Origin of the sequence: Rhizobium etli 8C-3 (genome assembly GCF_001908375.1) — a bacterium.
Classification (GTDB): domain Bacteria; phylum Pseudomonadota; class Alphaproteobacteria; order Rhizobiales; family Rhizobiaceae; genus Rhizobium; species Rhizobium etli_B.
This window is the reverse complement of record NZ_CP017241.1, coordinates 2,521,824-2,547,100: the sequence shown is the minus strand read 5'-3', so window position 1 is coordinate 2,547,100 and position 25,277 is coordinate 2,521,824. Positions and strand designations below refer to the sequence as shown.

The window sequence follows — 25,277 nt, the reverse complement described above, 5'->3', positions numbered from 1 at the left end:
TTCATTAACCATAATGTTGTCATATCGCTCCCATGTCTGAGGCGAAGCGGATTCGCGGGCAAGCTTGGTGCAAGCCTCGAAAATCAGGCTGAGGTTTATTTTGGGGGTACGTATGAGTCGCAAGCATGTCGCTGTCCTGATGGGCGGATTCTCCTCGGAGCGGCCAGTGAGCCTGTCTTCGGGAACGGCTTGCGCGGACGCCCTCGAAGGCGAAGGCTTCCAGGTTACGCGGATCGATGTCGATCGCGATATTTCAGCGAAGCTGGCAGCACTTCGTCCCGATGTCGCCTTCAATGCGCTGCATGGCCCCTTCGGCGAGGATGGCACCATTCAGGGCATCCTCGAATATCTCGAAATCCCCTACACGCATTCCGGTGTTCTTGCCTCTGCACTTGCAATGGACAAGGGCAAGGCCAAGGGGGTCGCGGCGGCCGCCGGCGTTCCTGTCGCGCAATCGGAAGTCATCAATCGCTTCGCCTTTCCGGTCGAGCATCCGATGAAGCCGCCCTATGTCGTGAAGCCTGTCCGGGAGGGCTCCAGCTTCGGTGTCGTGATCGTCCGGGAGGATCAGGCCCATCCGCCGCAGATCATCAGTTCGCCGGAGTGGCGCTATGGCGAAGAGGTCATCGTCGAGCGGTATGTCTATGGCCGCGAGTTGACATGCGGTGTCATGGGCGAGAAGGCTCTGGGTGTGACTGAAGTGGTGCCGCAGGGTCACAACTTCTATGACTATGATGCCAAGTATGCCGCGGGCGGCTCAAAACACGTCATCCCGGCGAAAATTTCACCGAATATTTACCAAAAAATACAAACACTGGCCTTAAGGGCGCATCAGGCAATTGGTTGTCGCGGGGTCAGTCGATCCGACTTCCGTTACGACGACCGGTTCTCCGAAGATGGTGAAGTTATCTGGCTGGAAGTGAATACCCAGCCGGGCATGACGCCAACCTCCCTTGTGCCCGAAATGGCCGGCCATGCCGGTTATTCCTTTGGTGAATTCTTGCGTTGGATGGTGGAGGACGCCTCTTGTTCTCGTTGACGGTCAAAAGGATAGGGCGCCCGAGTCGCCAGCCGAGCATTGCTCTTGCCGAGGGCGATGGGCGGATGATTCTTCCGCGTCCGCTGCGCCGCGCAGTGCGCTTCCTCGTCAGTCTCGGAACTGGCCGTATCCACATTCCTGCCCATACCGGGACGATTTCTGCACTCGCATTCTTTGCGGCGACCGGCCTCTACGGCATGTCGCTCGGCGGCCATACGGAAACGGTCGCGCAGGCGGCGACGACGGCTGCCGGTTTCGCCATCGAGGACGTGAAGGTTTCCGGCAATTCCGAAACTTCGGAAATCGAAATCTTTGAACTCCTTGGCCTCGACGGGACAACGTCGCTGGTGGCCCTCGATGTCGATGCTGCGCGCCGCAAGATCGTCAAGCTTCCGTGGGTCGAAAGCGTCGAGGTCAGGAAGATTTATCCAAAGACAATCGAGGTCAAGCTCAAGGAGCGCCAGGCCTATGCGATCTGGCAGCACGGGCAGGAGCTTTCGCTGATCGAAAGGAATGGCAGCGTCATTGCGCCGCTCCGCGACAACAAGTTCTCGACGTTGCCCCTCGTTGTGGGCCGAGATGCAGAAAGTGCTGCGGCATCGCTCGAGGGCGAATTTTCGAAGTGGCCGGACATCACGACGCGCGTGAAGGCTTACGTCTGGGTCTCCGGCCGCCGCTGGGACCTGCACATGGACAATGGCGTGGTGGTGAAGCTGCCGTCCGAGGATGTCGATCAGGCGCTCGCCAGGCTGTCGAAACTCAACAAGGAACAGGATCTTCTGGCGCGCGACATCGCAGCCGTCGATCTGAGGCTGGTGGACAGGACCGCGATACAACTGACCCCGGAGGCCATGGCGCGCCGGCAGGTCGTTCTCGATCAGCGGACCAAGGATTTGAAGAAGGCGGGGCAGAATATATGAGCTTGTTCGGTTCGTCTCATTTCGGATTGCCGCGCCTGAAGCCGCTGTCGTCGAAGCGGTCGCATATCGTTTCGGTCCTCGACATCGGCTCGACCAAGGTCGTTTGCATGATCGGCCGCCTGACGCCGCGCGAAGAGAGCGAGATCCTTCCGGGCCGCACGCACGATATCGAAATCATCGGCATCGGCCATCAGCGCTCCCGTGGCATCAAGACCGGCGTCATCGCCGATCTCGATGCCCTCGAAGGCGTCATTCGACTTTCCGTCGATGCGGCCGAGCGTATGGCGGGCCTCACCGTCGAGAGCCTGATTGTCAATCTGACGGCCGGTCGTCTCGGCAGCGACATCTACACCGCAACGATCGATCTCGGCGGCCAGGAAGTCGAACTCAACGATCTAAAGAAGGTGCTTGCAGCCGCCTGCCAGCAGTCGCTGCGACAGGATCGCGCCGTGCTTCACTCTCTGGCGACCGGCTTCTCGCTCGACGGCGAACGCGGCATCCGCGACCCGCTGGCGATGTATGGCGATGTGCTTGGCGTCGACATGCATGTGGTAACCGCCGAAAGAGCCGCGTTGAAGAACCTCGAGCTCAGCGTCAATCGCGCCCATCTCTCCGTCGAGGGCATCGTTGCGACACCTTACGCCTCCGGGCTGGCCGCTCTCGTCGACGATGAGGTCGAGCTCGGCTGCTGCGCGATCGATATGGGCGGCGGCGCCACGACGATCTCGGTCTTTGCCGAAGGCAAGCTCGTTCACACAGATGCCGTCGGTCTCGGGGGCCTTCACGTCACGACCGATCTGGCGCGCGGCCTTTCGACCCGCATCGAAGACGCGGAGCGCCTCAAAGTTGTTCACGCTTCGGCATTCTCGAACTCTTCGGACGAGCGCGAGCTCATCTCGATCCCGCCGATCGGCGAAGACGAGCGCGATCAGCCGACGCAGGTGCCACGCGCGCTCGTTTCGCGCATCGTCGGTGCACGCATCGAGGAAACGATGGAATTGATCCGCGACCGGATACAGCGTTCGGGCTTCAGCCCGATCGTCGGAAAGCGCGTCGTGCTGACCGGGGGCGCAAGTCAGTTGACTGGTCTTGCGGAAGTGGCGCGGCGCATCCTGGCGCGAAACGTCCGCATCGGCCGGCCGATGGGCGTCTCGGGCCTGCCCACGGCAGCCAAGGGACCGGCGTTTTCGACGGCGGTCGGACTGATGATCTATCCGCAGGTCGCGGACATGGAAACACACGCGTCACAGAGCGGTCTGCTCATGTCGCTTGGGGGTAATAACAGCCGCATCGCCCGGATGGGCCAGTGGCTGAAGGAAAGTTTCTGAAATTGAGTGAATTGGCCGGCGTGGCGATGCGGCCATAAAGAGAAGGAACAGGTACTATGACTATCAAGCTGCAAAAGCCGGATATCACTGAGCTGAAGCCGCGGATCACCGTGTTCGGTGTCGGCGGCGGCGGCGGCAATGCTGTCAACAACATGATCTCAGCCGGTCTCCAGGGCGTCGACTTCGTCGTTGCCAATACGGATGCCCAGGCGCTGACCATGACGAAGGCCGAACGCATCATCCAGCTCGGCGCCAACGTCACCGAGGGACTGGGTGCCGGTTCGCAGCCGGAAGTCGGCCGCGCAGCCGCCGAAGAGTGCATCGATGAGATCATCGATCACCTCAACGGCACGCATATGTGCTTCGTCACCGCCGGCATGGGCGGCGGCACAGGCACGGGCGCTGCCCCGGTCGTCGCGCAGGCAGCCCGCAACAAGGGCATCCTGACCGTTGGCGTAGTCACAAAGCCGTTCCACTTCGAAGGCGGTCGCCGCATGCGCCTTGCCGAATCCGGCATCGAGGAACTGCAGAAGTCGGTCGATACGCTGATCGTCATTCCGAACCAGAACCTCTTCCGCATCGCAAACGACAAGACCACCTTCGCCGATGCTTTCGCCATGGCCGACCAGGTTCTCTATTCGGGTGTTGCCTGCATCACCGACCTGATGGTGAAGGAAGGTCTCATCAATCTCGATTTCGCCGACGTGCGCTCGGTCATGCGCGAAATGGGCCGCGCGATGATGGGCACCGGCGAAGCGTCCGGCCAGGGTCGCGCGATGCAGGCTGCCGAAGCTGCAATTGCCAACCCGCTGCTTGACGAGACTTCGATGAAGGGTGCTCAGGGCCTCCTGATCTCCATCACCGGCGGCCGCGACCTGACGCTCTTTGAAGTCGACGAGGCTGCGACCCGCATCCGCGAAGAAGTCGATCCGGATGCCAACATCATCCTCGGCGCCACCTTCGACGAATCGCTCGAAGGCATCATCCGCGTCTCCGTCGTTGCGACCGGTATCGACCGTGCGATGAACGAAGCCGCTGCCAAAAACTTCCAGCCTGCCGCCAAGCCGGCTATCCGTCCTTCCGCGGCCGTTGCTTCCGCACCGGCCGCAGTTCAGCCTGCGCCAGTCATGCAGGCACCCAAGCCGGCCGATCCGATCGCGCAGACCATTCGCATGGCGGAAGCCGAAATGGAACGCGAGCTCGAAATCCCGGCCCCGCGCCCTGCAGCTCCGGTTCAGCAGCCCGTTGCTCAGGACGCGTTCCGTCCGCAGAGCCGCATCTTCGCAGCCACTCAAGAAGCTCCGGTCGCTCGTCCGGCTCCGATGCAGTCGGCGCCGGCACCCGTTATGAGCCAGCCGGCGCCGCAGCCGGTCATGCAGCAGCAGCCGGTTCGCCAGGAACCTGCCATGCAGCAGCCGGTCCGCATGCCGAAGGTCGAGGACTTCCCGCCCGTCGTTCAGGCCGAGATCGATCACCGCGCCCAGCCAGCTGCCGCACAGGCGCATGAGGAGCGCGGCCCCATGGGTCTGCTGAAGCGAATCACCAATTCGCTCGGCCGCCGCGAAGAGGAAGTCGCTCCCGAGATGACGGCAGCGCCGGCCGCCGCTTCGCAGCAGCGCCGTCCGCTTTCGCCCGAGGCGAGCCTTTATGCACCGCGCCGCGGCAATCTCGACGATCAGGGCCGCAGCGTTCCGCAGGCCCGCATGATGCAGGAAGACGACCAGCTTGAGATTCCTGCCTTCTTGCGCCGTCAGTCGAACTGAAGACACAGAATCGCCACGCATGCGCCCGGGATCACAGACCCGGGCGCAGCTGTTTCAAAGCGTCATATAAGTTGATGATTCCTAAACCATTTCAAACGGATGGTTTCGTAACAAAGCGAAACGAACAGTGATTTGGTTTGGAGCCCGGCCGCACGTATGTATGACGTCAAGGGACCGTGCCTTGCCGCCTTCACGGCGACAATTCGGCGGTGGGCAAAACAGGTTGGCGGTTTGTTTTTCGGTGCTTTTGGCGCTACGGACCGTAAATTCAATAAAGGCAGAATTTTATGGTTATTGGCATGCTTGGCTTCCAGACGACGGTTTCGCGCCCGGTGACGCTTTCGGGCACCGGCGTCCATTCCGGCGCGGAAGTCACCATTACTTTCAATCCGGCTGAAGTCGATACCGGCGTCGTTTTCCATCGTATGCATGACGACGGCAGCGTCACCGAACTGCGTGCCGTCTCCGCTCAGGTCGGCAGTACCGATCTCTGCACCGTCCTTGGCTTTTCCCCGGCACATTCGGTTGCGACGGTCGAACATGTGATGGCAGCGCTCTACGCGCTCGGCCTCGATAATGTCGTGATCGAGGTTCATGGCGCCGAAATGCCGATCATGGACGGCAGTTCGGCCCCCTTTATCGAGGCGATCGAGCAGGTTGGCCTCGTATCGCTCGGCGTGAAGCGCCGCTATATCCGCATCACCAAGCCGGTTCGCATCGAGCATGGCGGCTCCTGGAGCGAGTTCCGTCCATATGACGGCACGCGCTTCGAAGTCGAGATCGATTTCGAATGCCCGCTGATCGGCCATCAGAAATGGGAAGGAAATCTGACGGCAGCGACCTTCAAGTCCGAACTGTCGCGCGCACGCACCTTTGGCTTCATGCGTGACGTGGAGCGTCTCTGGGCCTCCGGTCATGCACTCGGTTCGTCGCTTGAGAATTCCGTCGTCATCTCCGACGACAATACGGTGATAAACGTCGAAGGCTTGCGCTACGCAAAGGATGAGTTCGTGCGTCACAAGGCGCTCGATGCCGTCGGTGACCTGGCGCTTGCCGGCGCTCCCTTCATCGGCTGCTACCGCTCTTATCGCGGTGGTCACAAGATGAATGCCAATGCTTTGAAGGCGCTGCTAAGCGACCCGACTGCCTATGAAGTTGTCGAGACTTCTGCTGCGCGCCCGCGCGTTACACCCCGCGATTTCGTGGCCGTTAACGCTCCCGGATTCGCCCCCTGGTCGGCATGACCTCCACACTCAAATTCAGGCCAGGGCCGCCTCTTTCGGGAGGCGGTTTTTTTTGTACTTCCGTAAGCCGATAACTGTTGTCCAGCATATGCTTAGCAGCAACAGGCCCGATTAAAGTCAAAAACCTCGCTATTCTGACGCTTGCTGCCACAAAAATGCGTTAATGGCTCATCATTGCGTTGCTCTCGCCACGCATTTGTGGCTAGAAACGCCGGCGAGGTGTGGCTGCCGCAGGTTAGGGTAGCGGCAGTTGGGATTCTTCTATGGATTATGCAAGGTCTGAAGGTATGATGAAGACAGCGCGCGCTTTGCTCGCATCGCTCGTGATTTTGAGCGCAGGCGCCTTGATTTCCGGTTGCCAGTCGGACCCTGACATCGACATCACCAAGCTCGGCCTTAGCAACGATCCGCCGGACGTCCTCTACAATCAGGCGCTTGCCAACATGAAGGCCGGCAACATGGCCGAAGCCGCGCGCAAGTTCGACGCGATCGACCGCGAAAACCCGTTCTCCGAATGGGCGCGCAAGGCTCTCGTGATGAGCACCTTCGTGAAGTACCGCCAGGGCAAGATCGACGACGCCCTCGCGTCGGGCAACCGCTATATGGCGCAGTATCCGAAGTCTGAAGATGCGGCTTATGTTCAGTATCTGATCGGCCTCAGCTATTCGAAGCAGATCTCAGACGTGACCCAGGATCAGCGGGCGTCCTCCAAGACCATCGAAGCCATGCAGGCCGTCATCGACAACTATCCGGACTCCGAATATGTCGACGACGCGCAGGCAAAGATCCGCTACGCCCGCGACCAGCTCGCCGGCAAGGAAATGCAGGTCGGCCGTTATTATCTCGAGCGCAAGGAATATCTTGCAGCCGTCTCCCGGTTCCGTATCGTGGTTGAGAAGTATCCGAACACGAATCAGATCGAGGAAGCGCTGGCGCGCCTCGTCGAGGCCTATTTTGCGATGGGAATCGTCGAGGAGGCCCAGACGGCAGCCGCTGTTCTTGGTCACAACTATCCGGATAGCCAGTGGTACGCCGATTCCTTCAAGCTGCTGCAGTCGGGCGGTGCCGAGCCCCGGGAGAACAAGGGCTCCTGGATTTCGGCAGCCGGCAGGAAGCTGCTGCTCGGCTCGTGAGGCCTGACACGCAATGCTGATTCAGCTTTCGATCCGCGATATCGTTCTGATCGAGCGGCTGGATCTTGCCTTCGAAACAGGGCTCTCGGTTCTGACGGGCGAAACCGGTGCCGGCAAATCCATTCTCCTCGACAGTCTTTCTCTAGCACTTGGCGGACGTGGCGATGGCGGCCTCGTGCGCCACGGCGAGGACAAAGGCCAGGTCACGGCCGTCTTCGACGTGCCGATGGATCACGGTGTCCGACAGCTTCTGCGCGAGAACGGGATTGACGACGAGGGCGATCTCATCTTCCGGCGCCAGCAATCGGCCGACGGCCGCACCAAGGCATATGTCAACGATCAGCCGGTGAGTGTGCAGCTGATGCGCCAGGCCGGGCAGATGCTGGTCGAAATCCACGGCCAGCACGATGACCGCGCGCTTGTTGATACGCATGCGCACCGGCTTCTGCTCGATGCCTTCGCCGGCATCAACGAGGATGCCGCGGCGGTCTCCGAGCTTTACCGCACGTGGCGCGATGCCGAGCGAACGCTGAAAAAGCATCGCGAAAAGGTGGAGAACGCCGCCCGCGAGGCCGACTATCTCCGGTCCTCCGTCGACGAGTTGGAAAAGCTTTCGCCGCAGGATGGCGAGGAGGAGGAGCTGGCCGAGCGCCGCCAGAAGATGATGAAAGCGCAACGCATCGCAGGCGATATCGCCGAGGCCTGCGAGTTTTTGAACGGCAATGCCTCTCCGGTGCCTCATATCGCGTCGCTGGTGCGCCGCCTGGAGCGCAAGAGCCACGAGGCGCCCGGACTGTTGGAAGACACGGTGGCGCTGCTCGATGCGGCTCTGGACCAGCTGTCCAATGCCCAGATGGAAGTGGAGGCAGCACTGCGAAAGACGGAATACGATCCGAAGGAACTGGAGCGCGTCGAGGAGCGACTCTTTGCCCTGCGTGCCGCGTCGCGCAAATATTCCGTGCCGGTGACCGAGCTTCCGGCGCTTGCCGTGCGCATGATCGCCGACCTTGCCGATCTCGATGCCGGCGAGGAGAAGCTGGTGAAACTCGAATCCGAAGTCGGTGTCGCCAATGCGAATTACCATGCCGCGGCCCGCTCTCTTTCGGACAAGCGTCACCACGCAGGCGAAGCGCTCGCCGCCGCCGTCATGGCGGAGCTGCCGGCTCTCAAGCTGGAGCGAGCGCGCTTCATGGTCGAGATGACGACCGATGCGGCAGCCGCAACGGCCGAGGGCATCGATGTCGTCGAATTTCACGTTCAGACGAACCCAGGGACCCGTCCGGGCTCGATCATGAAGGTGGCATCGGGGGGCGAGCTTTCACGCTTCCTGCTTGCACTGAAGGTGGCGCTTGCCGATCGCGGTTCGGCGCCGACGCTGGTCTTTGACGAAATCGACACCGGTGTCGGTGGTGCCGTTGCCGATGCCATAGGCCAGCGACTGAAGCGGCTTTCCGACCGCGTGCAGGTGCTCTCGGTCACCCATGCCCCGCAGGTCGCCGCGCGCGCAGAAACGCACCTGCTCATCTCCAAGGGGCCGGTTTCCGACGGCTCTGAAAAGATTGCCACGCGCGTTGCGACGATGGCGCATAAGGACCGCACGGAAGAGATCGCCCGCATGCTTGCTGGAGCCTCTGTGACCGAAGAGGCGAGGGCGGCGGCGGCCCGGCTGTTGGCGGGGAATGGTTAGGCCGCCAGCCTAGGCCGTGGTATTGATCTCACCCTGATACCCTGTCCGTCTTGACGGGGAAAGGGACGTTCTTCACTCAAGCGCACGTTCATTTGAAACGGCGCGGGCATATACCTTCTCCCTGTCAGAATGGACAAGGGTGCCGGCAGTCCGATGAGGGATCGCCTCATCGGCCTCTCTTTCAATCCATGATTTTTGCTCTAAAACGATTCCAGATTTTCTGGAGTGATCCCGTATGCCGACCGAGTCCGTTGCAGTTGAAGACCTGACGATCGATGATGCCGCCGCCGAGCTCGCACGGCTGGCGAAAGAGGTCGCCCGTCACGACGCACTCTATCATGGCAAGGATCAGCCGGTGATTTCGGACGCCGATTACGATGCGCTCAAGCGGCGAAACGATGCGATCGAGGCGCGGTTTCCCGAGCTCATCCGCGAGGACAGCCCGTCGCGCCGCGTCGGCGCTGCACCTTCGGTGACCTTTGCCCCGGTCGTCCATGCGCGCCCGATGCTGTCGCTCGACAATACGTTTTCGCAGGAGGACGTGCAGGATTTCGTGGCCGGCGTCTATCGCTTCCTCGGGCGCCTGCCGGATCAGTCGATTGCCTTTACCGCCGAACCGAAGATCGATGGGCTCTCCATGTCGATCCGTTACGAGAACGGCAAGCTGGTAACGGCTGCAACGCGCGGCGACGGCACGACGGGCGAGAACGTCACCGCAAATATCCGCACCATCAAGGAGATTCCGAACGAACTGCCAAAGGGGGTCCCAGCCGTCGTGGAGGTGCGCGGTGAAGTCTACATGGCAAAGAGCGACTTCATGGCGCTCAACAAGCAGATGGAGGCCGAGGGAAAGCAGACCTACGTCAACCCGCGCAATACGGCAGCCGGATCGCTGCGCCAGCTCGACGCGAAGGTGACGGCAAGCCGCAAGCTGAAATTTTTTGCCTATGCCTGGGGCGAGATGTCCGACATGCCGGCCGACACTCAGTTCAACATGGTACAGCTCTTCAGGGATTGGGGCTTTCCGGTCAATCCGCTGATGAAGCGGCTGAATTCTGTTGCCGATATCCTCGCCCATTACGACGAGATCGGCCTGAAGCGCCCCGACCTCGACTACGATATCGACGGCGTCGTCTACAAGGTCGACAGCCTTGAACTGCAGCAGCGCCTTGGCTTCCGCTCGCGCAGCCCCCGCTGGGCGACGGCGCATAAATTCCCGGCAGAACAGGCCTTCACCACCGTCGAGAAGATCGAGATCCAGGTGGGGCGTACCGGCGCATTGACACCTGTTGCGCGACTTACGCCCGTCACCGTCGGCGGAGTGGTCGTGACTAACGCGACGCTTCACAACGAGGATTACATCAAGGGTCTCGGCAATTCCGGTGAGCCCATTCGCGGCGAGGAGCATGATATCCGGGTCGGCGATACTGTGATCGTGCAGCGGGCGGGCGACGTCATTCCGCAGGTGCTCGATGTCGTCATGGAAAAGCGGGACGCGGATGCAGTGCCCTACGAGTTTCCAAAGCGCTGCCCGGTCTGCGGTTCGCATGCGGTGCGCGAAAGAAACGAGAAAACCGGAAAGCTCGATTCTGTCACGCGCTGCACCGGCGGCTTCGTGTGCCGGGCGCAGGCGACCGAGCATCTCAAGCATTTTGTCTCGCGTAACGCCTTCGATATCGAGGGCCTGGGATCGAAGCAGATCGACTTCTTCTTCGAGAGCGAGGAGGAGGCGCTGAGGATCCGCACGGCGCCTGATATCTTCACGCTGGAAAGGCGCCAGCAGAATTCGTTGACGAAGCTCGAAAATATTGAAGGCTTCGGCAAGGTCAGCGTCGGCAAGCTCTATGCGGCGATCAACGAACGGCGCAGCATCGCGCTTCACCGCTTCATCTACGCGCTGGGCATCCGCCATGTCGGCGAGACGACGGCGAAGCTGCTGGCGCGCTCCTACGGCACCTATGAGGCTTTTGCCGCGGCGATGAAGGAGGCCGCACCACTCTCCGGCGATGCCTGGAACGACCTGAACGCCATCGAAGGCATTGGAGAGATCGTCGCCCGCGCGATCGTGGAGTTCTACAAGGAGCCGCGCAATGTCGAGGTGATCCGTGCCCTGCTTTCGGAAGTGACGCCGCAGGAGGCGGAGCAGCCGGTCACCTCCGGCAGCCCGGTTTCGGGCAAGACGGTGGTGTTCACCGGCTCGCTCGAGAAGTTCACCCGCGATGAGGCCAAGGCCAAAGCGGAGAGCCTCGGCGCAAAGGTTGCCGGATCGGTCTCCAAGAAGACCGATATCGTTGTTGCCGGACCGGGTGCGGGCTCGAAGCTCGACAAGGCGCGCGAGCTTGGTGTCCAGACCATGGATGAGGACGAGTGGCTGGCGCTGATCCGTGGCTAAGCTCATTTCCCGGTCTGGGAATGATTTTTCATCGTCGTCGGCGGCAACAAAATACCGGTTGGTTGCGCATGCCGCGTATAGTTATGGCCGCGTGCGGATCGAACCGGTCGGGGCGCATGCTGAGATTACTGAACCGATCTGCAGACGGGGTAATTCACGATCCGAACATGGCCGGCCGCACGCAGGCCGACATCGGTGATGAATCGGGCCCCGTTTCCCAGGCCCCGATCGACCCCAGGAGATGAAGACGCAAGGGGCTCCCGGCCGATTGCCTCCTAAAGCATTACAAGCTGTTCGGCTGGAGGCGGACTCGAGCCATCGCATAGGCGTCGACATAACCTCCGGCGCGGAAGGCGAAGGCTTTAAGCAGGCCTTCCTCTTCGAAGCCGAATCTTCTGTAGAGGGCGATCGCAGCCTCGTTGTCGGTATACACCGATAATTCCAGTCGTTTTATGTTCAGCCAGTTGTCAGCCATGTCGATGAGTTCGGCCAGCAGTGCCCTGCCGATGCCCTTGCCGGTGAAATCGTCGTGGACTCCCATGCCGATGTGGGCTGCATGGGCGCGCCGCCCCAGATAGCGCATCATGCCTGCGTCACCGACGATCCGGCCATCCAGTTCCGCAACGAGGTTGACCTGGCCGGGGCCGGCGCTTTCGAAGCGTTTTCGGGTCTCGTCGACGGTTTGATACGGCAGGCGCAGGGTGCCGAAGCGGAAGCCTGGCAAGTTGATGAGCGCCGTCACCGCCTCGATATCAGAGGCGCGCAACGCCCGGATGATCAAGCCTGCCATCGCCGGCGGACGTTCGGCTGCATTGCTTTCCAACTCTTTCAAAATACTCACCTTGAATTTGAAAGAGGAGAGCAGACTTCGAACCCTGCTCGCCTCGGCAGGGTTTCGGGACTGATCGGACTGTTAACGTGCCAATGCTGCCCCGCACCCTGCATGGGTCGTGGTCTTATGGACGGCAGTAAGAATGATGTCTGGTCCGTTCATCAGCAAAAAGTCGTTGATCCTTTCTCGAAAGTCAACCGGCGGCATTTGCCTGGCTATAGCCGCGCGATATGCATGTCTTGACGAAAGAATCGCGGAGCAGCCTTGAAGACCATAGCCATCGATTTCGAAACGGCCAATGAGCAGCGCGGCAGCGCGTGTTCGCTCGGGCTTGCCTGGATCGAGGAGGGCAGGATCACTCGTGTCGAGGAGCGGCTGATCCGGCCGAAGGATATGCGTTTTTCCGGGATGAATATTGCAATCCACGGCATCAGGCCCGAGCATGTGGAAGATGCGCCGGAATTTCCGGAAGTCATGGACGAGTTCCATGATGAATTCCAAGGCGCGATGATGATCGCGCACAACGCCGCCTTCGATTTCAGCGTCTGGCGCGCTTCGCTCGACCTTTATCGCCAGTCATATCCGGAACTCACCTATCTCTGCAGCCTCAAGATGGCGCAGCGCATCTGGCCGCAGTTCCTCTCGCACAGATTGAACGTGATTGCCGAGCATCTGGGCCTGCGCTTTTCCCACCACAACGCCGCGGAGGATGCTGCCGTCTGCGCGCATGCGGCGATCGAGATGGCAAGGGCTGTCAAGGCCGCTGCAGTGCATGCGATTCCCGCGGCAATCGGCATGCGGCCCGGCAGGCTTATGGCAAACGGTTACGAGCCCTGCACCTGCCGCAAGGCATAGCCAGCTTCCTTGTTTTGGCGGTGACCGTAATTATCTAGTGAAGCGGATTATTCAGGGAGCCGCCATGTCCACTTTGCGCAAGCTTGTTCTTTCCGCCGCTTCGGTTGCCGCGCTTGGCGCAGGTGCGGCGTCTGCCGAGGTTGTCGGCAAGGTCGGGGTCGACTGGATCGGCAACGACATCATCGTCGATGCCATCGCCGATCCGCAGGTGAAGGGCGTGACCTGCCACGTCACTTATTTCGACCGCAGCGTGATCGACCGGATGAAAAACGGCAACTGGTTCGAGGATCCTTCGAACAATTCGATCGCCTGCCGCCAGACGGGACCGATCGAGATCGGTGACATCAATCTCTCCAGAGATGGCGACGAGGTGTTCAAGGCGGGCATGTCGCTCATCTGGAAGAAACTGGTCGTCAACCGCATCTACGACAAGACCAACGACACGCTGATCTATCTCGCACATTCGCGCGAACTGACAGATGGCTCGGCGAAGATGTCGATCTCGACGATCCCGCTCTATGGCCAGAACGTCACCTGGAAGAACGCCAAGCCGCAATAGCGAAAAGGTCCTCCTTTCGCCAACTTCGCCAGCGCGTTCCGAGCGGAAGGCTGATTACGCAGCCTGCGCCAGCTCATCGGCGATGACGGTGTCGAGGTTGAGGAAGCAGACCATGGTCTTTTCCAATGCCACGATACCGCGGCAGAAGGCGCGCTGGGCTTCCGGGATGATTTCCGGCGGCGGTTGCAGGTCCTCGCTCTTGATGGTCATCATGTCGGAAACCTGCTCGACGAGGAGACCGACGAGCTTGCCGGCGATGTCGGTGACGATGATGGCGGAGCGTTCCGACGGCTCCGTCATCTTCATGCCGAGACGGCATGCCATGTCGATGACCGGGATCACTGCACCGCGAAGGTTGATGAGGCCAAGCACGTAGGGCGGCGTATGCGGCATTGGCGTCACTGGCGCCCATCCGCGGATTTCGCGGATCGCCATGATGTCGATGCAGAATTCCTGTTCTGCGAGATGAAAGGAAACGATTTCGAGATGGGAACCGGCCTGTGTGATGATGGCGCTTGTCATGATCAGATTCTTCCCAGTTGTCTCCGGCCAGAGCGGCCACGGCTTTGGCGGCGGCGCCGCCAATGAATGCGCCCGCGACTTTGCCAATCAGGCTCCATGCAGGTGAAGGTCTCGGATGCGAGGCGGCGGTTGCTTCTCGCGGCGGGTGACGGGCGTTCATGCCCTCGCCGGTCTTGAACTGCCTACCCAGTCGGATCGAATTTCGGCGTCTGTGGCTGGCGGCAGTATTGTTGTCTTTCACTCCGATGGATTTTTCGCTCGCAGAGGTTACGATTGATTTAACGGGAACGGCGGTTGTGCAAAACATCTGCCAAAGCGAAGGGTGAGGCAATTGATCACGTGCAGGAAAACGGGATGTTGAATTGCGTGCGTGGCGCCGACGAGCTATCAGGCGGGCAGTTGCGGACTGCGTCGTCCGCTTGCTTTCAGGGGTCGCAGACATGAAGAATTTCCGTGTTGCTGTTTGGGTGGCCGTCATCATCGTCGCGGCGGTGCTCGGATGGCTGACGCTGAACATCACGAAGACGAGGGATATGCCGCTCGCCGATGGGCCCTACGGCGTTCCTTTCTCGCTCGTTTCGCAAAGCGGCGAGCCGATCACCGAGCAGGCCTTGCGCGGCAAGCCGAGCGCGGTCTTCTTCGGCTTCACGCATTGCCCCGAGGTGTGCCCGACGACGCTCTTCGAGCTCAATGGCTGGATGGAAAAAGTCGATCCGGCTGGCGACAAAATACAGGCCTATTTCGTTACGGTCGATCCGGAGCGAGACACGCCGGAAATCATGAACCAGTATGTCTCGAACGTTTCGAAGCGCATCACGGGCATATCCGGTCCGCCGGAGAAGGTGACCGACGTCATCAAGGGCTTCCGCGTCTACGCCAAGAAGGTGCCGGTCGATGAGAAGGATCCGAATGGCGAATATACGATGGATCACACGGCGTCCGTCTTCCTCCTTGATTCCGAGGGCCGTTTCGCCGGCACGATCGCCTATGGCGAAAATCCGGACACGGCGGTAAAGAAGCTGGAGAATTTGATCAGCAAGGGATGAAACCATGGGGGCCGGGCATCGCAGCATCCTGATCGCCGGTGCCGGCGCGACGGGTCTTGCAGCAGCAATCGAGCTTGCCCGGCGAGGCTTTCGACCGCGAATCGTTGACAGCGCTTTAGGACCGGTGCCGCTTTCGCAAAGCCGGGCGCTTGGCATCGCGCGAACGCTGACCTCGCTTTCATCTTCCCGGGCCGCTGACGCAATCCTTCGCAGCGTTGCCGGTTATGATAGACCGCCGCCAGTCTGGATCGACGGCGCGCAATAGAAATAGGATAAGTTCGAGTGAGTGAAATTCGCCTGTTTGTGACGACGGCTGAAAAGAAGGCCGGGCAGGTTCTCGATCTTCTGACGGAAGTTTTCGGTGAAGAAGACTTCGCGATTGCGACGACCGAGATCGATGAGAAGAAGGATATCTGGGAAGCCTCCGTCTATATGATGAGGGAGGACGAAGATGAGGTTCGCCTTCGCGTCGAGGAGGCGCTGAAGGCGTTCCCCGACCTGACGGTCGAGCGCGAAGTCATTCCCGATATCGATTGGGTGGCGAAGTCCCTTGAGGGCCTGAGGCCTGTTCGGGCAGGGCGCTTCCTGGTGCATGGCTCGCATGACCGCGGCAGGGTCCGCCCCGGCGATATCGGCATCGAGATCGATGCTGGGCAGGCCTTCGGCACCGGCCATCACGGCACGACCTCCGGCTGCCTGGAGGTAATCGACAGCGTGTTGCGTTCGCGCCCCGTCGGCAATGCGCTGGACCTCGGCACGGGCAGCGGCGTCCTGGCGATTGCGGTGAGAAAGCTCAAGAAGATCCCGGTTCTCGCAACCGACATCGACCCGATCGCCACGCGTGTCGCGGCCGAAAACGTACGCCGGAACGGCATTGCCTCGGGAATCGTTGCGAAGACTGCGCCAGGTTTTCATTCGACGGCATTTGCCGAACACGGGCCGTTCGACCTCATCATCGCCAATATTCTGGCACGGCCGCTGATCAAGATGGCGCCGAAGCTGGCCCAGCACCTGGCGCCTTGCGGCTCGGTGATCCTGTCCGGCATCCTCGCAGAACAGCGCTGGAAGGTGCTTTCGGCCTATAACGGTGCAAAGCTCCGCCACGTCCGCACCATCTGGCGGAACGGCTGGGTGACGATCCATCTGGACCGTCCGTAAGCTGTCGGCAAAAATGAAGGCGGTGCCATTGGCACCGCCTTCGACCGTTAAACGGCCATGCCCGCGAGCTCGAAGGAGGAGGAGCGCTCGAGCGGGCTCTACAGTTCTGATTGCCGGTCCGTTGAGGGAGGAGGAGAAACGAAGCGGCAAATAGCTCAGAACGCGTAGCTGGGTACACCCTTGTGATGTGTAACCTTGTGGCCCGTGCCGAGCATCTTGAGGCTATCCCCATTGAGCGGGCGGCGGGCACCGATGACGTGATGCACTGTCTGGCGTTCGCCAGCCTGCACCGGGCTGCTGTAAGCGAAGCGCGACAGAGAGGCAGTCATTTTTCATTTCCCTTTCGTTGCAGGCTCGATTTCCGAACCGCTTGATGCGCCGTATATAACTATTCCCAGATCCTTAGGCAGAGGCTTTCGCTCATGGGAGCCATGCGCTAAATGCATAAAGCATGCCAGTTTTGCTTTCCTTGTCACATTTCTGCCAAATATCGAGCGGCCCAGATAGGGGAGAGTGGCTGCTTTTTCTCCCCTTGCCCTGATTTTCCGGTAACATGGGCTGCCCGCTTTTCGGCGGATTCGTCTATATAGGTATTGGGTTTTTCAGGATGTTCCAGTCATTTGAGGTTACTTCCACGCCACAATTCGGCCGCGATCGGGTCGGGCGGCTGCGCGCCAGTTTCGAGGAGCTCGGCATCGACGCCTTTCTCGTGCCGCGTGCTGACGAGTACAACGGCGAATATGTGCCGGCATGCGCCGAGCGCCTGGCGTGGCTGACCGGCTTTACCGGGTCTGCGGGAATTGCGCTCATCACCCATAGCCAGGCGATCATTTTCGTCGACGGCCGCTACGTCACGCAGCTTGCCGAGCAGGTTGATGGTTCCGTCTTTACCGGCGGCGACCTCGTCAACGAGCCGCCGCATGTCTGGATTCCCAAGAACGGCAAGCAGGGAATGCGTCTTGGCATCGATCCGTGGCTGCATTCCGGCGCCGACGTGCGGCGTCTTGAAAAGGCGCTTTCCGAGATCGGCGGCACGCTGGTGATCCTGCCGCACAATCCGCTCGACAGGCTCTGGACGGACCGGCCGGCCGAACCGCTCGGGGCCGTGGTCATCCACAATGTCGTCCAGGCCGGCGTGCTGGCAAAGGACAAGATCGCGACGATCGCTGCCGATCTTGCCAAGAAGAATGCGGCAGCCGTGCTCATTGCCGATCCGTCTTCGATTGCGTGGATCTTCAACATACGCGGTGCCGACGTTCCGCATACGCCGCATCCTCTTGCCCGTGCGATCATCCATGCCGACGGCAAGGCTGAGCTGTTCCTTGATAAGCGCAAGACAAGCATCGAGCCGGAAGCTTACCTGGCGCAGATATGCGTGCAGCTGCCGCCGTCTTCGCTTGACGAGCGCCTTGCTGCCGTGTCGAAGGATGGCGGCCGGGTTATGATCGATCCGGACATCGCCTCCCATGCGCTTGCCGACATCATCCGCAAGTCGGGCGGCGAAGTGGTGGAGGGTAACGATCCTGCCAAGCTGCCGCGGGCGGTGAAGAACAGCGTCGAACTCAACGGCTCGGCGGCGGCCCACCTGCAGGACGGTGCGGCGATGGTCGAGTTCCTCTACTGGCTGTCGCAGGAAAGGCCGGGCACGGTGACGGAGATTGCCGCGGCCGAGAAGCTGGAGGCCGTGCGCGCCAGCGTCGGCCAAAACATGCAGAACCCGCTCAAGGATATTTCATTCGACACGATTTCCGGCGCCGGCGAGCATGCCGCGATCATGCACTACCGCGTGACGGTCGATACAGACCGGACAATCAATGCCGGGGAGCTTTTCCTGATCGATTCCGGCGCCCAATACATCAATGGCACTACCGACATCACCCGCACCGTCGGCATCGGCGCGGTCTCGGATGAGCAGAAGCGCTTTTTCACACTGGTGCTGAAAGGCATGATCCAGATCAGCACGGCGCGCTTTCCGAAAGGCACTCGGGGCTGCGATCTCGATCCGCTGGCGCGCATTGCGCTCTGGCGGGCGGGCGTCGATTTCGGGCACGGCACCGGCCATGGCGTCGGCTCGTATCTTTCCGTGCACGAGGGACCGCAGCGCATATCGAGGCTTTCCACGCAGGAGCTGCTGCCGGGCATGATCCTTTCCAACGAGCCGGGTTATTACCGGCCGGGCAGCTTCGGCATCCGCATCGAAAACCTGATCTATGTGCGCGAGGCGGAAGACATCGATGGCGGCGACATGCCGATGTTGGGCTTCGAGACGCTGACCTTCTGCCCGATCGACCGCACGATCGTTATTCCCGAACTGCTGACGCATGACGAGCTGCACTGGTTCAACGACTATCATGCCCGCACCCGCGACGCGCTGATGCCGCTGATCCACGACCAGGACGTCAAGTCGTGGCTGGAGAATGCGACGCTGCCGCTGGAATACTGAGGTTTGGCGCGTCGCGCGGCCCTAGAATCCGACCGTGCGGCGCCAGCCCATGACGACAAGCCAGGCCGCGACGAGCATCCAGGTGTGCGACACCTTGAGACCGACGATGAGGGCGACGACAAGCGATAGCTTGGAATCCCAACCGCCGTCGAAGAAGGCCGGTGCGACGATGGTCGTCAGCACTGCCGCAGGGACGGCGTTGAGGGCTGCCTCCATGCGCGGTGGGATTCGTTTCATGGTGGTGATGAGCACATAGCCGCCAATACGTGTTGCATAGGTCGCAACAGCCGATGCGAGGATCACAAGGACCATCTGCAGATCGAATTCCATGTCAGACCTCGTGCGGTTCGTTTTCTGGTTCGGGTTTGAGCGCGCCAGGCAATGGCAGCAGCGCAGCCAAGGTGATGCCGGCCGCAGCGCCCAGGCTGACATGCCAGGGTGACCCGACATAGTGGTAGGCGATCGCAGAGGCGACGGCGCTGACGAGGGCGACCGGCAGGAAGTTGGAGCGGTTGCGGAAGCCGAGGACGATACCAAGGAAATAAGCGGGTAGCAGGATATCAAGGCCAAGCGCCTTCGGATCCCCGATGAAGCCGCCGAGCAGCCCGCCGAGAAGGCTGACCAGAACCCAGGGCACGTAGATGATGATGCCGAAGCCGAAGTACCAGATGAAGGTGACCGGCTTGCCCTCCTCGCCGCGCTTCACCATCTCGGCGAATTGCGGGTCAACGAGCAGGAAGAAGGTGAAGAACTTCTGCAGCGGCGTGAAATGGCGTACGTAGCGCGCGATTGCCGCCGAATAGAGAACATGGCGAAAGTTGACGGCGAGAATGGAGGCGACGATAAGCCAGGCCTGGACGTTGTTTCCGAAAAGCTCGATGCCGACCATCTGGCTGGCACCCGCATAGACGGTGGCGCTCATCAGCATCAGCTCGGAAAGCGACATGCCGTTATCAACGGCAAGCGCGCCGAATAGCGCTGCGAAAGGCGCGGACGCCACGGCGACGGTGAAGCCGCCCCGCAAACCCTCGACGAAATCCGCGCGACTCATAGGCACGTGTCCTCATTCAAAAACGAACCTGCTCTATGTGTCCATCGCCTCTGCCGCAATCGAATTTCCTTGATCGACCGATCGATTTCGCTGAACGGTGAACCTCAGACAATGGCAGGAGACAAGACGATGAAGCCGATAGATTTTTCCAGAGAAGATAAGGCGGCGCTGATTGCGCGTATCCAGCACTTCTTCGAAAAGGAACTGGATCATCCTGTCGGGCTGCTCAGGTCGGAACTGGTCCTCGACTTCTTTGCCAAGGAGATCGGCGCCGCCTATTACAGGCAAGGCCTGCAACATGCACATACGGCGTTCTTGAAGCGTGCCGACGACCTTGCGGACGATATCTACGGGCTGGAGCAGGGAGCGCGGGACTGAGCCTCAGCCGGCGAGCGCCTTTTGGCTGTCGATGATCTCTATGCCACGTGCGCGCATGTCCTTGATTGCGGCAGCCACGCCTTCCGGCGTGATGCCGCGGCTTGCATCCTCGACAAAGCGAACCTTGATACCGGGCATCATCTCCAGCGCATCGAGCGCCGAGAATTTGACACAATAGTCGGTCGCCAGGCCGCAGACGTCGAGCTCTGTCACGCCCTGGTCTAGGAGGAAATCGGAAAGACCGGTCGAGGCATCCTGGTCGTTGTCGCGGAAGGCGGAATAGCTGTCCACCAGCGGATTTTCGCCCTTCTGCTGGATGAGATCGATCTCTTCGGATTTCAGCGCCGGATGCAGTTCGGCGTCGAGGGTGTTCTTTACGCAGTGATCCGGCCACATCATCTGCGGCTTCCCGGAAAGCACGCCCATTTCGAAAGGCTTCTTGCCCGGATGGGAGGAGGCAAAGCTTCCGTGGCCGGGTGGATGCCAGTCCTGCGAGGCGACGACCAGATCGTACATGCCGCTGTCGATCAGCTTGTTTGCGACCGGCACGACCTGATCGCCTTCCGGCACCGGAAGATTGCCGCCCGGGCAAAAACCATTCTGAATATCGACCAGCAATAACGCTCTCATCAGGCGACCCCATACGTTTGCGGCGCGCAGCATGCCAAGCGGATATGCCGCTATCAACTAGTGGATTTGCAGGTGGTCAAGCGCAAGCTTTTTTTGGAGAAACATGCATGCGCCAAGTGCGACGGCCTGCCGCGCCTGTTCCAGCAGCCGGGCGGCGATCCAGTCGTCCTTGCGTTTCGTGAAAGCCGGCCTGGCCGCGCTTCGTCGAAATCGAGCTCACGCGTCACCGCGTCGAACCGCCGGGGCGTATAATCGGGCAGCGCAGGCTTGTTGGAAGGATCGATCCTGCCTTGCGGACTCATGTCCAAAAAGACCGGTTCTTCGCCGGCACGCGGCACGAGAATCTTGACGTGGTCTCATAGCCGAGGCTGACGAAATCGTCAAGATCCGGCATGCCCGCTGGCGAGAACAGGGGCATCGCGCTAGATATCGTCCGGCAAGGCGAGGAGATCACAATGGCAATCAGCATCGTGCAACTGGGCTCGCCACGGAGCAAGGACGAGGGCCTTCGCATCGGCACTGTGCGCCGCCCGCCGCGCGGCGTGGCGAAGGAGGAGTTTGCGAGCCGCGACTATTACGACGTTTGGCTGCCGATGCTGGCGCCGAGCCAGGAGCTGGTGGCCATGGCGAAGGCAGCGCAGACCGAAGCCGAGTGGCAGGCCTTCTCCCGCGCCTATCGCAAGGAAATGAACGCACCTGACACCAGTCGGGTCCTCGACACGCTGGCCGCACTCTCGCACACCGCCAACTTCGCCGTCGGCTGCTACTGCGAAAATGAAAGCCGCTGCCACCGCAGCCTGCTGCGCGGGCTTCTTGCCGAGCGTGGCGCGCAGCTCAGGGCGCAGGCCCGCGCCTAGGCGTCGGATAGGCTGACTTGCCGATTCCGGTTTTTTCTGCCTTCCTTGGCAAAGAGCAGCCGGGAGCAAGCAATGACCGAGCCAGGGCCAGAGGAGAAAATCGACGCCACCTTCCGCAACGGCTCGCTGACGGCTGCGGGCATCATTCTCGGCTTTTCGCTGAGCTTCATCAGCCGCTGGGTCTCCAACCCGAATGACTGGAGCAGCATCGATATCCTGCCGATGCTGCTCTTGAGCATCGGCATCGCCCTGCAGGTGAAGGTCTTCGCCGATCTTTTGGCGCGCGATTCGCTGATTGCCGCCAAGTACGACCGGGCGCGGCGGCTCTTCCTGATCGGGTTGAGCATCGTCGCCATCGGCATCACGATTGCGCTCGTCAACGATATTTTGGGGATGGGCAAGATGCCGATTTTGGGTTGATGCCGCATAAAATAAGATCAAGGCTGTGCGCGACGAACCCGAGCCGCGAAAAAGCCGGCCGTGAAATCAGGGCCGGATCTGGAAGGGACGTCTCGTGCCGCGCCGCCGGACGGCTAGTCAAACCCGTTCCACAAACCCATCCAACACCCGCTTTTGCCCGGCCCGATCAAAATCGATCGTCAGTTTGTTGCCCTCGATCCCGGTAATATTCCCATTGCCGAATTTCAGGTGGAAGACGCGGTCGCCCATCTGGAAGCGGGATGGTTCGGTGGAGGTGGATTTGGCGACGAGTTCGCCGTCGATCATGCGACCCTTGGGGCCGCTTTCGCCGTAGCCGATACGTTCGACGGCGTGGCCCGAGCGCGTGCCCCAGTTGTCGCGGGTGGCATCGGTCCTGTTGGCTTGGGCGCGTTTCCACCCGGGGGTGGAATAGGAATTGGCGAAGGGGTCGGCCTTGTCGAAGCGCGATTGGCCGTAGCCGCCGCGGCCGTAACCGCCGTAGCTCTGCTCGACTTCGGCGACTTCCACATGGGTTTCCGGCAGTTCGTCGAGGAAGCGGGAGGGGATGGTCGATTGCCAGAGACCGTGGATGCGGCGGTTGGAGACGAACCAGATGTGGCAGCGGTGCTTGGCGCGGGTGATGCCGACATAGGCGAGGCGGCGCTCCTCCTCAAGGCCGGCGCGGCCGCTTTCGTCGAGCGAGCGCTGATGCGGGAAGAGGCCCTCTTCCCAGCCCGGCAAAAAGACGGTGTCGAACTCCAACCCCTTGGCCGAGTGCAGCGTCATGATCGAAACGGCGTCGAGGTTTTCGTTCTGCTCGGCATCCATGACCAGTGCGACGTGCTCCAGGAAGCCACGCAACGACTCGAAGCTTTCCATCGAGCGGATCAGTTCCTTGAGGTTTTCCAGCCGGCCGGGCGCTTCCGCCGTCTTGTCGGCCTTCCACATGTCGGTGTAGCCGGACTCTTCGAGGATCTGCTCGGCAAGTTCGGTATGCGGAGTCGTTTCAAGCCTTTGCTGCCAGTTCCTGAAGCTGTGCACCACGTCGAAAAGCGCTTTGCGCGCCTTCGGTTTCAGCTCGTCTGTTTCGATGATGTCGGCCGCTGCTGCGAGCATCGGGATATCACGGGCACGGGCATAGTCGTGCAGCGCGCGCACGGTCGTCTCACCGAGGCCACGCTTCGGGGTGTTGATGATGCGCTCGAAGGCGAGGTCGTCGGCGGGCTGCGCGACGAGGCGGAAATAAGCCATGGCATCGCGGATTTCGAGGCGCTCGTAAAAGCGCGGGCCGCCGATTACGCGGTAGTTGAGCCCGAGCGTCACGAAGCGGTCTTCGAATTCGCGCATCTGGAAGGAGGCCCGCACCAGGATCGCCATGTCGTTGAGGTCGTGCTGCTTGCGCTGCAGGGCCTCAATCTCCTCGCCGATGGCGCGGGCTTCCTCTTCGCTGTCCCAGGAAGCATGCACCTGCACCTTGACGTCTTCCGGGTCGACGCGGTCGGTAAACAGCGTCTTGCCCAGGCGGCCTTCGTTGTGCGCGATTAGATGCGCGGCGGCGCCGAGGATGTGTTCGGTCGAGCGGTAGTTGCGCTCCAGCTTGATGACCTTGGCGCCCGGGAAATCTTTCTCGAAGCGCAGGATATTGTCCACTTCGGCGCCGCGCCAGCCGTAGATCGACTGGTCGTCGTCGCCGACGCAGCAGATGTTGATGGTGGTTTCCGCGATCTCTTCCCTTTTCGAGGAGATGTCGGGGGAGGCGACAAAGGCGGATCTTCTCGAGCCGGTGTCCGACCCGATATCTCCCTCTGCCCTGCCGGGCATCCCCCCCACCAGGGGCGAGGTCGACTTGCGGCCCGGCCGCTGTGCCAACAGCCGCAGCCACATGTACTGCGCGGTGTTGGTATCCTGATATTCGTCGACGAGGATATAGCGGAAGCGCTGGTGGTATTCCTTGAGCAGGTCCGGGTTCTTGCGGAAAATGGCAATGGGATGCATGAGCAGGTCGCCGAAATCACAGGCGTTCAAGCTCATCAGTCGCGCCTGATAGGCGAAGTAGAGTTCGCGGCCCTTGCCGTTGGCAAAGGCGCGGGCGTCGCCTTCGGGGATGTCGGCGGGACCGAGCCCCTTGTTTTTCCACGTATCGATCATTCCGGCGAATTGCTTGGCCGGCCAGCGCTTGTCGTCGAGGCCCTCGGCCTGGATCAGTTGCTTGATGAGGCGCACGACGTCGTCGGTATCGAGGATGGTGAAATCGGACCGCAGGTTGACGAGCTCGGCGTGGCGGCGAAGGAGCTTGACACCAATCGAGTGGAAGGTGCCGAGCCAGGGCATGCCTTCGACGGCGCCGCCGACGAGCAGCGCGATGCGCTCCTTCATTTCGCGCGCCGCCTTGTTGGTGAAGGTGACGGCGAGGATCTGCGAGGGGAAGGCGCGGCCGGTGCTTAAGATGTGCGCGATGCGGGTCGTCAGCACGCGGGTCTTGCCGGTGCCGGCGCCCGCCAGCACGAGGACCGGGCCTTCCAGCGTTTCGACGGCTTCCGTCTGTTCGGGGTTCAGGCCCGCGAGGTAATCCGGTCGCTTGGCGCCGTCGCGGGCAGCCATGGCACGGGCGGCGATCCCTCCGGCTGCAGGCGTAGGCGCCTGCGGCTTGCGCGGGGCCTCGCCCGGTTCTTCGTCGAAGAAGGGGATATCGTCGAAACTATTGCTCATGGCGCGTAATGTAGTGATTCGGGATGGAAAGGCCAGAAAAGATGTTCTTGGTTCATTCCAACCCCTCCAGGAGGAAGGCCGACCGTTGGCGCGCCGGCGCATTCAGGGCGGCGGCAGATGCCTGTCCAGTCCCTAAAGTAGCGATTGTCAGTCGCGAGCCGGAAATACGCTTCCGCTCAAGCAAAAGTGACCTGTTTTCGTGAGGATGGAGATTACAATTCTGTAATGACCGGCACGTGCGCTTGATGGCCGCTTGTAAAGGGGCGATATTGCCGCAGTCAGTGGGGAATATGTCTAAAGGCGCTCTTGGG

Annotated in this window: 24 protein-coding genes and 2 pseudogenes; 17 read left to right on the top strand and 9 right to left on the bottom strand. The window is 61.0% G+C overall.

Annotated features, from left to right (window positions below; translation table 11 throughout):
- Nucleotides 1-112 precede the first annotated feature (112 nt).
- From AM571_RS12905 to ligA, 8 genes are all read left to right on the top strand, one after another.
- Nucleotides 113-1,039: a D-alanine--D-alanine ligase gene (locus AM571_RS12905; protein ID WP_074061738.1), complete on the top strand. Its 927-nt coding sequence runs from the start codon at nucleotides 113-115 to the stop codon at nucleotides 1,037-1,039.
- Nucleotides 1,027-1,959, top strand: a complete 933-nt coding sequence (locus AM571_RS12900) for a cell division protein FtsQ/DivIB (protein ID WP_074061737.1) — start codon at nucleotides 1,027-1,029, stop codon at nucleotides 1,957-1,959. Before AM571_RS12905 ends, AM571_RS12900 begins: the two co-directional genes overlap by 13 nt.
- Complete coding sequence (gene ftsA / locus AM571_RS12895; protein WP_074061736.1) at nucleotides 1,956-3,287, top strand: cell division protein FtsA; 1,332 nt, start codon at nucleotides 1,956-1,958, stop codon at nucleotides 3,285-3,287. The genes AM571_RS12900 and ftsA overlap by 4 nt, the downstream gene beginning before the upstream one ends.
- Before the next feature lie 56 nt (nucleotides 3,288-3,343).
- Nucleotides 3,344-5,050 (top strand): cell division protein FtsZ, encoded by a 1,707-nt coding sequence (gene ftsZ, locus AM571_RS12890; protein ID WP_074061735.1) that lies wholly within the window; start codon nucleotides 3,344-3,346, stop codon nucleotides 5,048-5,050.
- A 287-nt stretch (nucleotides 5,051-5,337) separates the two neighbouring features.
- Nucleotides 5,338-6,294, top strand: a complete 957-nt coding sequence (gene lpxC, locus AM571_RS12885; RefSeq protein WP_074061734.1) for a UDP-3-O-acyl-N-acetylglucosamine deacetylase — start codon at nucleotides 5,338-5,340, stop codon at nucleotides 6,292-6,294.
- A 263-nt stretch (nucleotides 6,295-6,557) separates the two neighbouring features.
- On the top strand, nucleotides 6,558-7,427 hold the full coding sequence (locus AM571_RS12880) for an outer membrane protein assembly factor BamD (RefSeq protein WP_196776280.1): 870 nt from the start codon (nucleotides 6,558-6,560) through the stop codon (nucleotides 7,425-7,427).
- Between the two features lie 13 nt (nucleotides 7,428-7,440).
- Complete coding sequence (gene recN / locus AM571_RS12875; RefSeq protein ID WP_074061733.1) at nucleotides 7,441-9,114, top strand: DNA repair protein RecN; 1,674 nt, start codon at nucleotides 7,441-7,443, stop codon at nucleotides 9,112-9,114.
- A gap of 235 nt (nucleotides 9,115-9,349) precedes the next feature.
- Nucleotides 9,350-11,506, top strand: coding sequence for an NAD-dependent DNA ligase LigA (ligA, locus tag AM571_RS12870; protein ID WP_074061732.1), 2,157 nt, complete (start codon nucleotides 9,350-9,352; stop codon nucleotides 11,504-11,506).
- Nucleotides 11,507-11,789: 283 nt separating this feature from the next.
- On the opposite strand, the gene AM571_RS12865 is transcribed toward ligA, so the two are convergent.
- On the bottom strand, nucleotides 11,790-12,338 hold the full coding sequence (locus tag AM571_RS12865) for a GNAT family N-acetyltransferase (RefSeq protein WP_420493351.1): 549 nt from the start codon (nucleotides 12,336-12,338) through the stop codon (nucleotides 11,790-11,792).
- Nucleotides 12,339-12,602: 264 nt separating this feature from the next.
- On the opposite strand from AM571_RS12865, the gene AM571_RS12860 reads away from it, so the two are divergent.
- Nucleotides 12,603-13,193, top strand: coding sequence for a 3'-5' exonuclease (locus AM571_RS12860; RefSeq protein WP_074061731.1), 591 nt, complete (start codon nucleotides 12,603-12,605; stop codon nucleotides 13,191-13,193).
- A 64-nt stretch (nucleotides 13,194-13,257) separates the two neighbouring features.
- The gene (locus AM571_RS12855) at nucleotides 13,258-13,752 is read left to right on the top strand and encodes a CreA family protein (protein WP_074061730.1); all 495 of its coding nucleotides are present in this window, start codon (nucleotides 13,258-13,260) and stop codon (nucleotides 13,750-13,752) included.
- 54 nt (nucleotides 13,753-13,806) lie between these two features.
- On the opposite strand, the gene AM571_RS12850 is transcribed toward AM571_RS12855, so the two are convergent.
- Both AM571_RS12850 and AM571_RS37375 read right to left on the bottom strand, forming a co-directional pair.
- Nucleotides 13,807-14,274, bottom strand: coding sequence for a chemotaxis protein CheW (locus tag AM571_RS12850; RefSeq protein ID WP_022714385.1), 468 nt, complete (start codon nucleotides 14,272-14,274; stop codon nucleotides 13,807-13,809).
- Nucleotides 14,275-14,281: 7 nt separating this feature from the next.
- A pseudogene (locus AM571_RS37375) lies at nucleotides 14,282-14,557 on the bottom strand (methyl-accepting chemotaxis protein); the annotation flags it as partial.
- Between the two features lie 157 nt (nucleotides 14,558-14,714).
- On the opposite strand from AM571_RS37375, the gene AM571_RS12845 reads away from it, so the two are divergent.
- From AM571_RS12845 to AM571_RS12835, 3 genes and pseudogenes are all read left to right on the top strand, one after another.
- Complete coding sequence (locus AM571_RS12845; RefSeq protein WP_074061729.1) at nucleotides 14,715-15,320, top strand: SCO family protein; 606 nt, start codon at nucleotides 14,715-14,717, stop codon at nucleotides 15,318-15,320.
- Between the two features lie 4 nt (nucleotides 15,321-15,324).
- Nucleotides 15,325-15,531 (top strand): annotated as a pseudogene (locus AM571_RS12840) (FAD-dependent monooxygenase); the annotation flags it as partial.
- Between the two features lie 71 nt (nucleotides 15,532-15,602).
- Nucleotides 15,603-16,478, top strand: coding sequence for a 50S ribosomal protein L11 methyltransferase (locus AM571_RS12835; protein WP_074061728.1), 876 nt, complete (start codon nucleotides 15,603-15,605; stop codon nucleotides 16,476-16,478).
- Nucleotides 16,479-16,633: 155 nt separating this feature from the next.
- Here the strand turns inward: AM571_RS12835 and AM571_RS36945 are convergent, their stop codons facing one another.
- Nucleotides 16,634-16,807, bottom strand: a complete 174-nt coding sequence (locus AM571_RS36945; RefSeq protein ID WP_165918524.1) for a hypothetical protein — start codon at nucleotides 16,805-16,807, stop codon at nucleotides 16,634-16,636.
- Between the two features lie 278 nt (nucleotides 16,808-17,085).
- Here AM571_RS36945 and AM571_RS12830 point away from each other — a divergent pair, with 278 nt between their 5' ends.
- Nucleotides 17,086-18,921: an aminopeptidase P family protein gene (locus AM571_RS12830; protein ID WP_074063228.1), complete on the top strand. Its 1,836-nt coding sequence runs from the start codon at nucleotides 17,086-17,088 to the stop codon at nucleotides 18,919-18,921.
- Between the two features lie 21 nt (nucleotides 18,922-18,942).
- Here the strand turns inward: AM571_RS12830 and AM571_RS12825 are convergent, their stop codons facing one another.
- Entirely contained in the window at nucleotides 18,943-19,251 is a 309-nt protein-coding gene (locus AM571_RS12825; RefSeq protein WP_074061727.1) for an AzlD family protein, read from the bottom strand.
- A gap of 1 nt (nucleotide 19,252) precedes the next feature.
- A complete protein-coding gene (locus AM571_RS12820; RefSeq protein ID WP_074061726.1) occupies nucleotides 19,253-19,972 on the bottom strand; it encodes an AzlC family ABC transporter permease in 720 nt (239 codons plus the stop codon).
- A gap of 129 nt (nucleotides 19,973-20,101) precedes the next feature.
- Here AM571_RS12820 and AM571_RS12815 point away from each other — a divergent pair, with 129 nt between their 5' ends.
- Nucleotides 20,102-20,350, top strand: coding sequence for a DUF2164 domain-containing protein (locus AM571_RS12815; protein ID WP_074063227.1), 249 nt, complete (start codon nucleotides 20,102-20,104; stop codon nucleotides 20,348-20,350).
- A gap of 3 nt (nucleotides 20,351-20,353) precedes the next feature.
- Here AM571_RS12815 and pncA read toward each other — a convergent pair whose 3' ends face one another.
- Together pncA and AM571_RS38360 are read right to left on the bottom strand one after the other, a co-directional pair.
- Nucleotides 20,354-20,980: a bifunctional nicotinamidase/pyrazinamidase gene (gene pncA / locus AM571_RS12810; RefSeq protein WP_074063226.1), complete on the bottom strand. Its 627-nt coding sequence runs from the start codon at nucleotides 20,978-20,980 to the stop codon at nucleotides 20,354-20,356.
- Nucleotides 20,981-21,033: 53 nt separating this feature from the next.
- Entirely contained in the window at nucleotides 21,034-21,282 is a 249-nt protein-coding gene (locus AM571_RS38360; RefSeq protein ID WP_420493350.1) for a hypothetical protein, read from the bottom strand.
- 153 nt (nucleotides 21,283-21,435) lie between these two features.
- On the opposite strand from AM571_RS38360, the gene AM571_RS12800 reads away from it, so the two are divergent.
- Both AM571_RS12800 and AM571_RS12795 read left to right on the top strand, forming a co-directional pair.
- Nucleotides 21,436-21,837, top strand: coding sequence for a DUF488 domain-containing protein (locus tag AM571_RS12800; RefSeq protein ID WP_074063225.1), 402 nt, complete (start codon nucleotides 21,436-21,438; stop codon nucleotides 21,835-21,837).
- Nucleotides 21,838-21,909: 72 nt separating this feature from the next.
- Entirely contained in the window at nucleotides 21,910-22,257 is a 348-nt protein-coding gene (locus AM571_RS12795; protein ID WP_074061724.1) for a hypothetical protein, read from the top strand.
- 117 nt (nucleotides 22,258-22,374) lie between these two features.
- On the opposite strand, the gene AM571_RS38355 is transcribed toward AM571_RS12795, so the two are convergent.
- The gene (locus AM571_RS38355; RefSeq protein WP_237358484.1) at nucleotides 22,375-24,966 is read right to left on the bottom strand and encodes an ATP-dependent helicase; all 2,592 of its coding nucleotides are present in this window, start codon (nucleotides 24,964-24,966) and stop codon (nucleotides 22,375-22,377) included.
- Between the last annotated feature and the right edge of the window lie 311 nt (nucleotides 24,967-25,277).

Bases quoted from the DNA above. Each gene is read 5' to 3' on its own strand.
- AM571_RS12905 (WP_074061738.1), top strand. From the start codon at position 113: ATGAGTCGCAAGCATGTCGCTGTCCTGATGGGCGGATTCTCCTCGGAG.
- ftsA (WP_074061736.1), top strand. From the start codon at position 1,956: ATGAGCTTGTTCGGTTCGTCTCATTTCGGATTGCCGCGCCTGAAGCCG.
- ftsZ (WP_074061735.1), top strand. From the start codon at position 3,344: ATGACTATCAAGCTGCAAAAGCCGGATATCACTGAGCTGAAGCCGCGG.
- lpxC (WP_074061734.1), top strand. From the start codon at position 5,338: ATGGTTATTGGCATGCTTGGCTTCCAGACGACGGTTTCGCGCCCGGTG.
- AM571_RS12880 (WP_196776280.1), top strand. From the start codon at position 6,558: ATGGATTATGCAAGGTCTGAAGGTATGATGAAGACAGCGCGCGCTTTG.
- recN (WP_074061733.1), top strand. From the start codon at position 7,441: ATGCTGATTCAGCTTTCGATCCGCGATATCGTTCTGATCGAGCGGCTG.
- ligA (WP_074061732.1), top strand. From the start codon at position 9,350: ATGCCGACCGAGTCCGTTGCAGTTGAAGACCTGACGATCGATGATGCC.
- AM571_RS12855 (WP_074061730.1), top strand. From the start codon at position 13,258: ATGTCCACTTTGCGCAAGCTTGTTCTTTCCGCCGCTTCGGTTGCCGCG.
- AM571_RS12850 (WP_022714385.1), bottom strand. From the start codon at position 14,274: ATGACAAGCGCCATCATCACACAGGCCGGTTCCCATCTCGAAATCGTT.
- AM571_RS12845 (WP_074061729.1), top strand. From the start codon at position 14,715: ATGAAGAATTTCCGTGTTGCTGTTTGGGTGGCCGTCATCATCGTCGCG.
- AM571_RS36945 (WP_165918524.1), bottom strand. From the start codon at position 16,807: ATGACTGCCTCTCTGTCGCGCTTCGCTTACAGCAGCCCGGTGCAGGCT.
- AM571_RS12830 (WP_074063228.1), top strand. From the start codon at position 17,086: ATGTTCCAGTCATTTGAGGTTACTTCCACGCCACAATTCGGCCGCGAT.
- AM571_RS12825 (WP_074061727.1), bottom strand. From the start codon at position 19,251: ATGGAATTCGATCTGCAGATGGTCCTTGTGATCCTCGCATCGGCTGTT.
- AM571_RS12820 (WP_074061726.1), bottom strand. From the start codon at position 19,972: ATGAGTCGCGCGGATTTCGTCGAGGGTTTGCGGGGCGGCTTCACCGTC.
- AM571_RS12815 (WP_074063227.1), top strand. From the start codon at position 20,102: ATGAAGCCGATAGATTTTTCCAGAGAAGATAAGGCGGCGCTGATTGCG.
- pncA (WP_074063226.1), bottom strand. From the start codon at position 20,980: ATGAGAGCGTTATTGCTGGTCGATATTCAGAATGGTTTTTGCCCGGGC.
- AM571_RS38360 (WP_420493350.1), bottom strand. From the start codon at position 21,282: ATGAGTCCGCAAGGCAGGATCGATCCTTCCAACAAGCCTGCGCTGCCC.
- AM571_RS12800 (WP_074063225.1), top strand. From the start codon at position 21,436: ATGGCAATCAGCATCGTGCAACTGGGCTCGCCACGGAGCAAGGACGAG.
- AM571_RS12795 (WP_074061724.1), top strand. From the start codon at position 21,910: ATGACCGAGCCAGGGCCAGAGGAGAAAATCGACGCCACCTTCCGCAAC.
- AM571_RS38355 (WP_237358484.1), bottom strand. From the start codon at position 24,966: ATGAGCAATAGTTTCGACGATATCCCCTTCTTCGACGAAGAACCGGGC.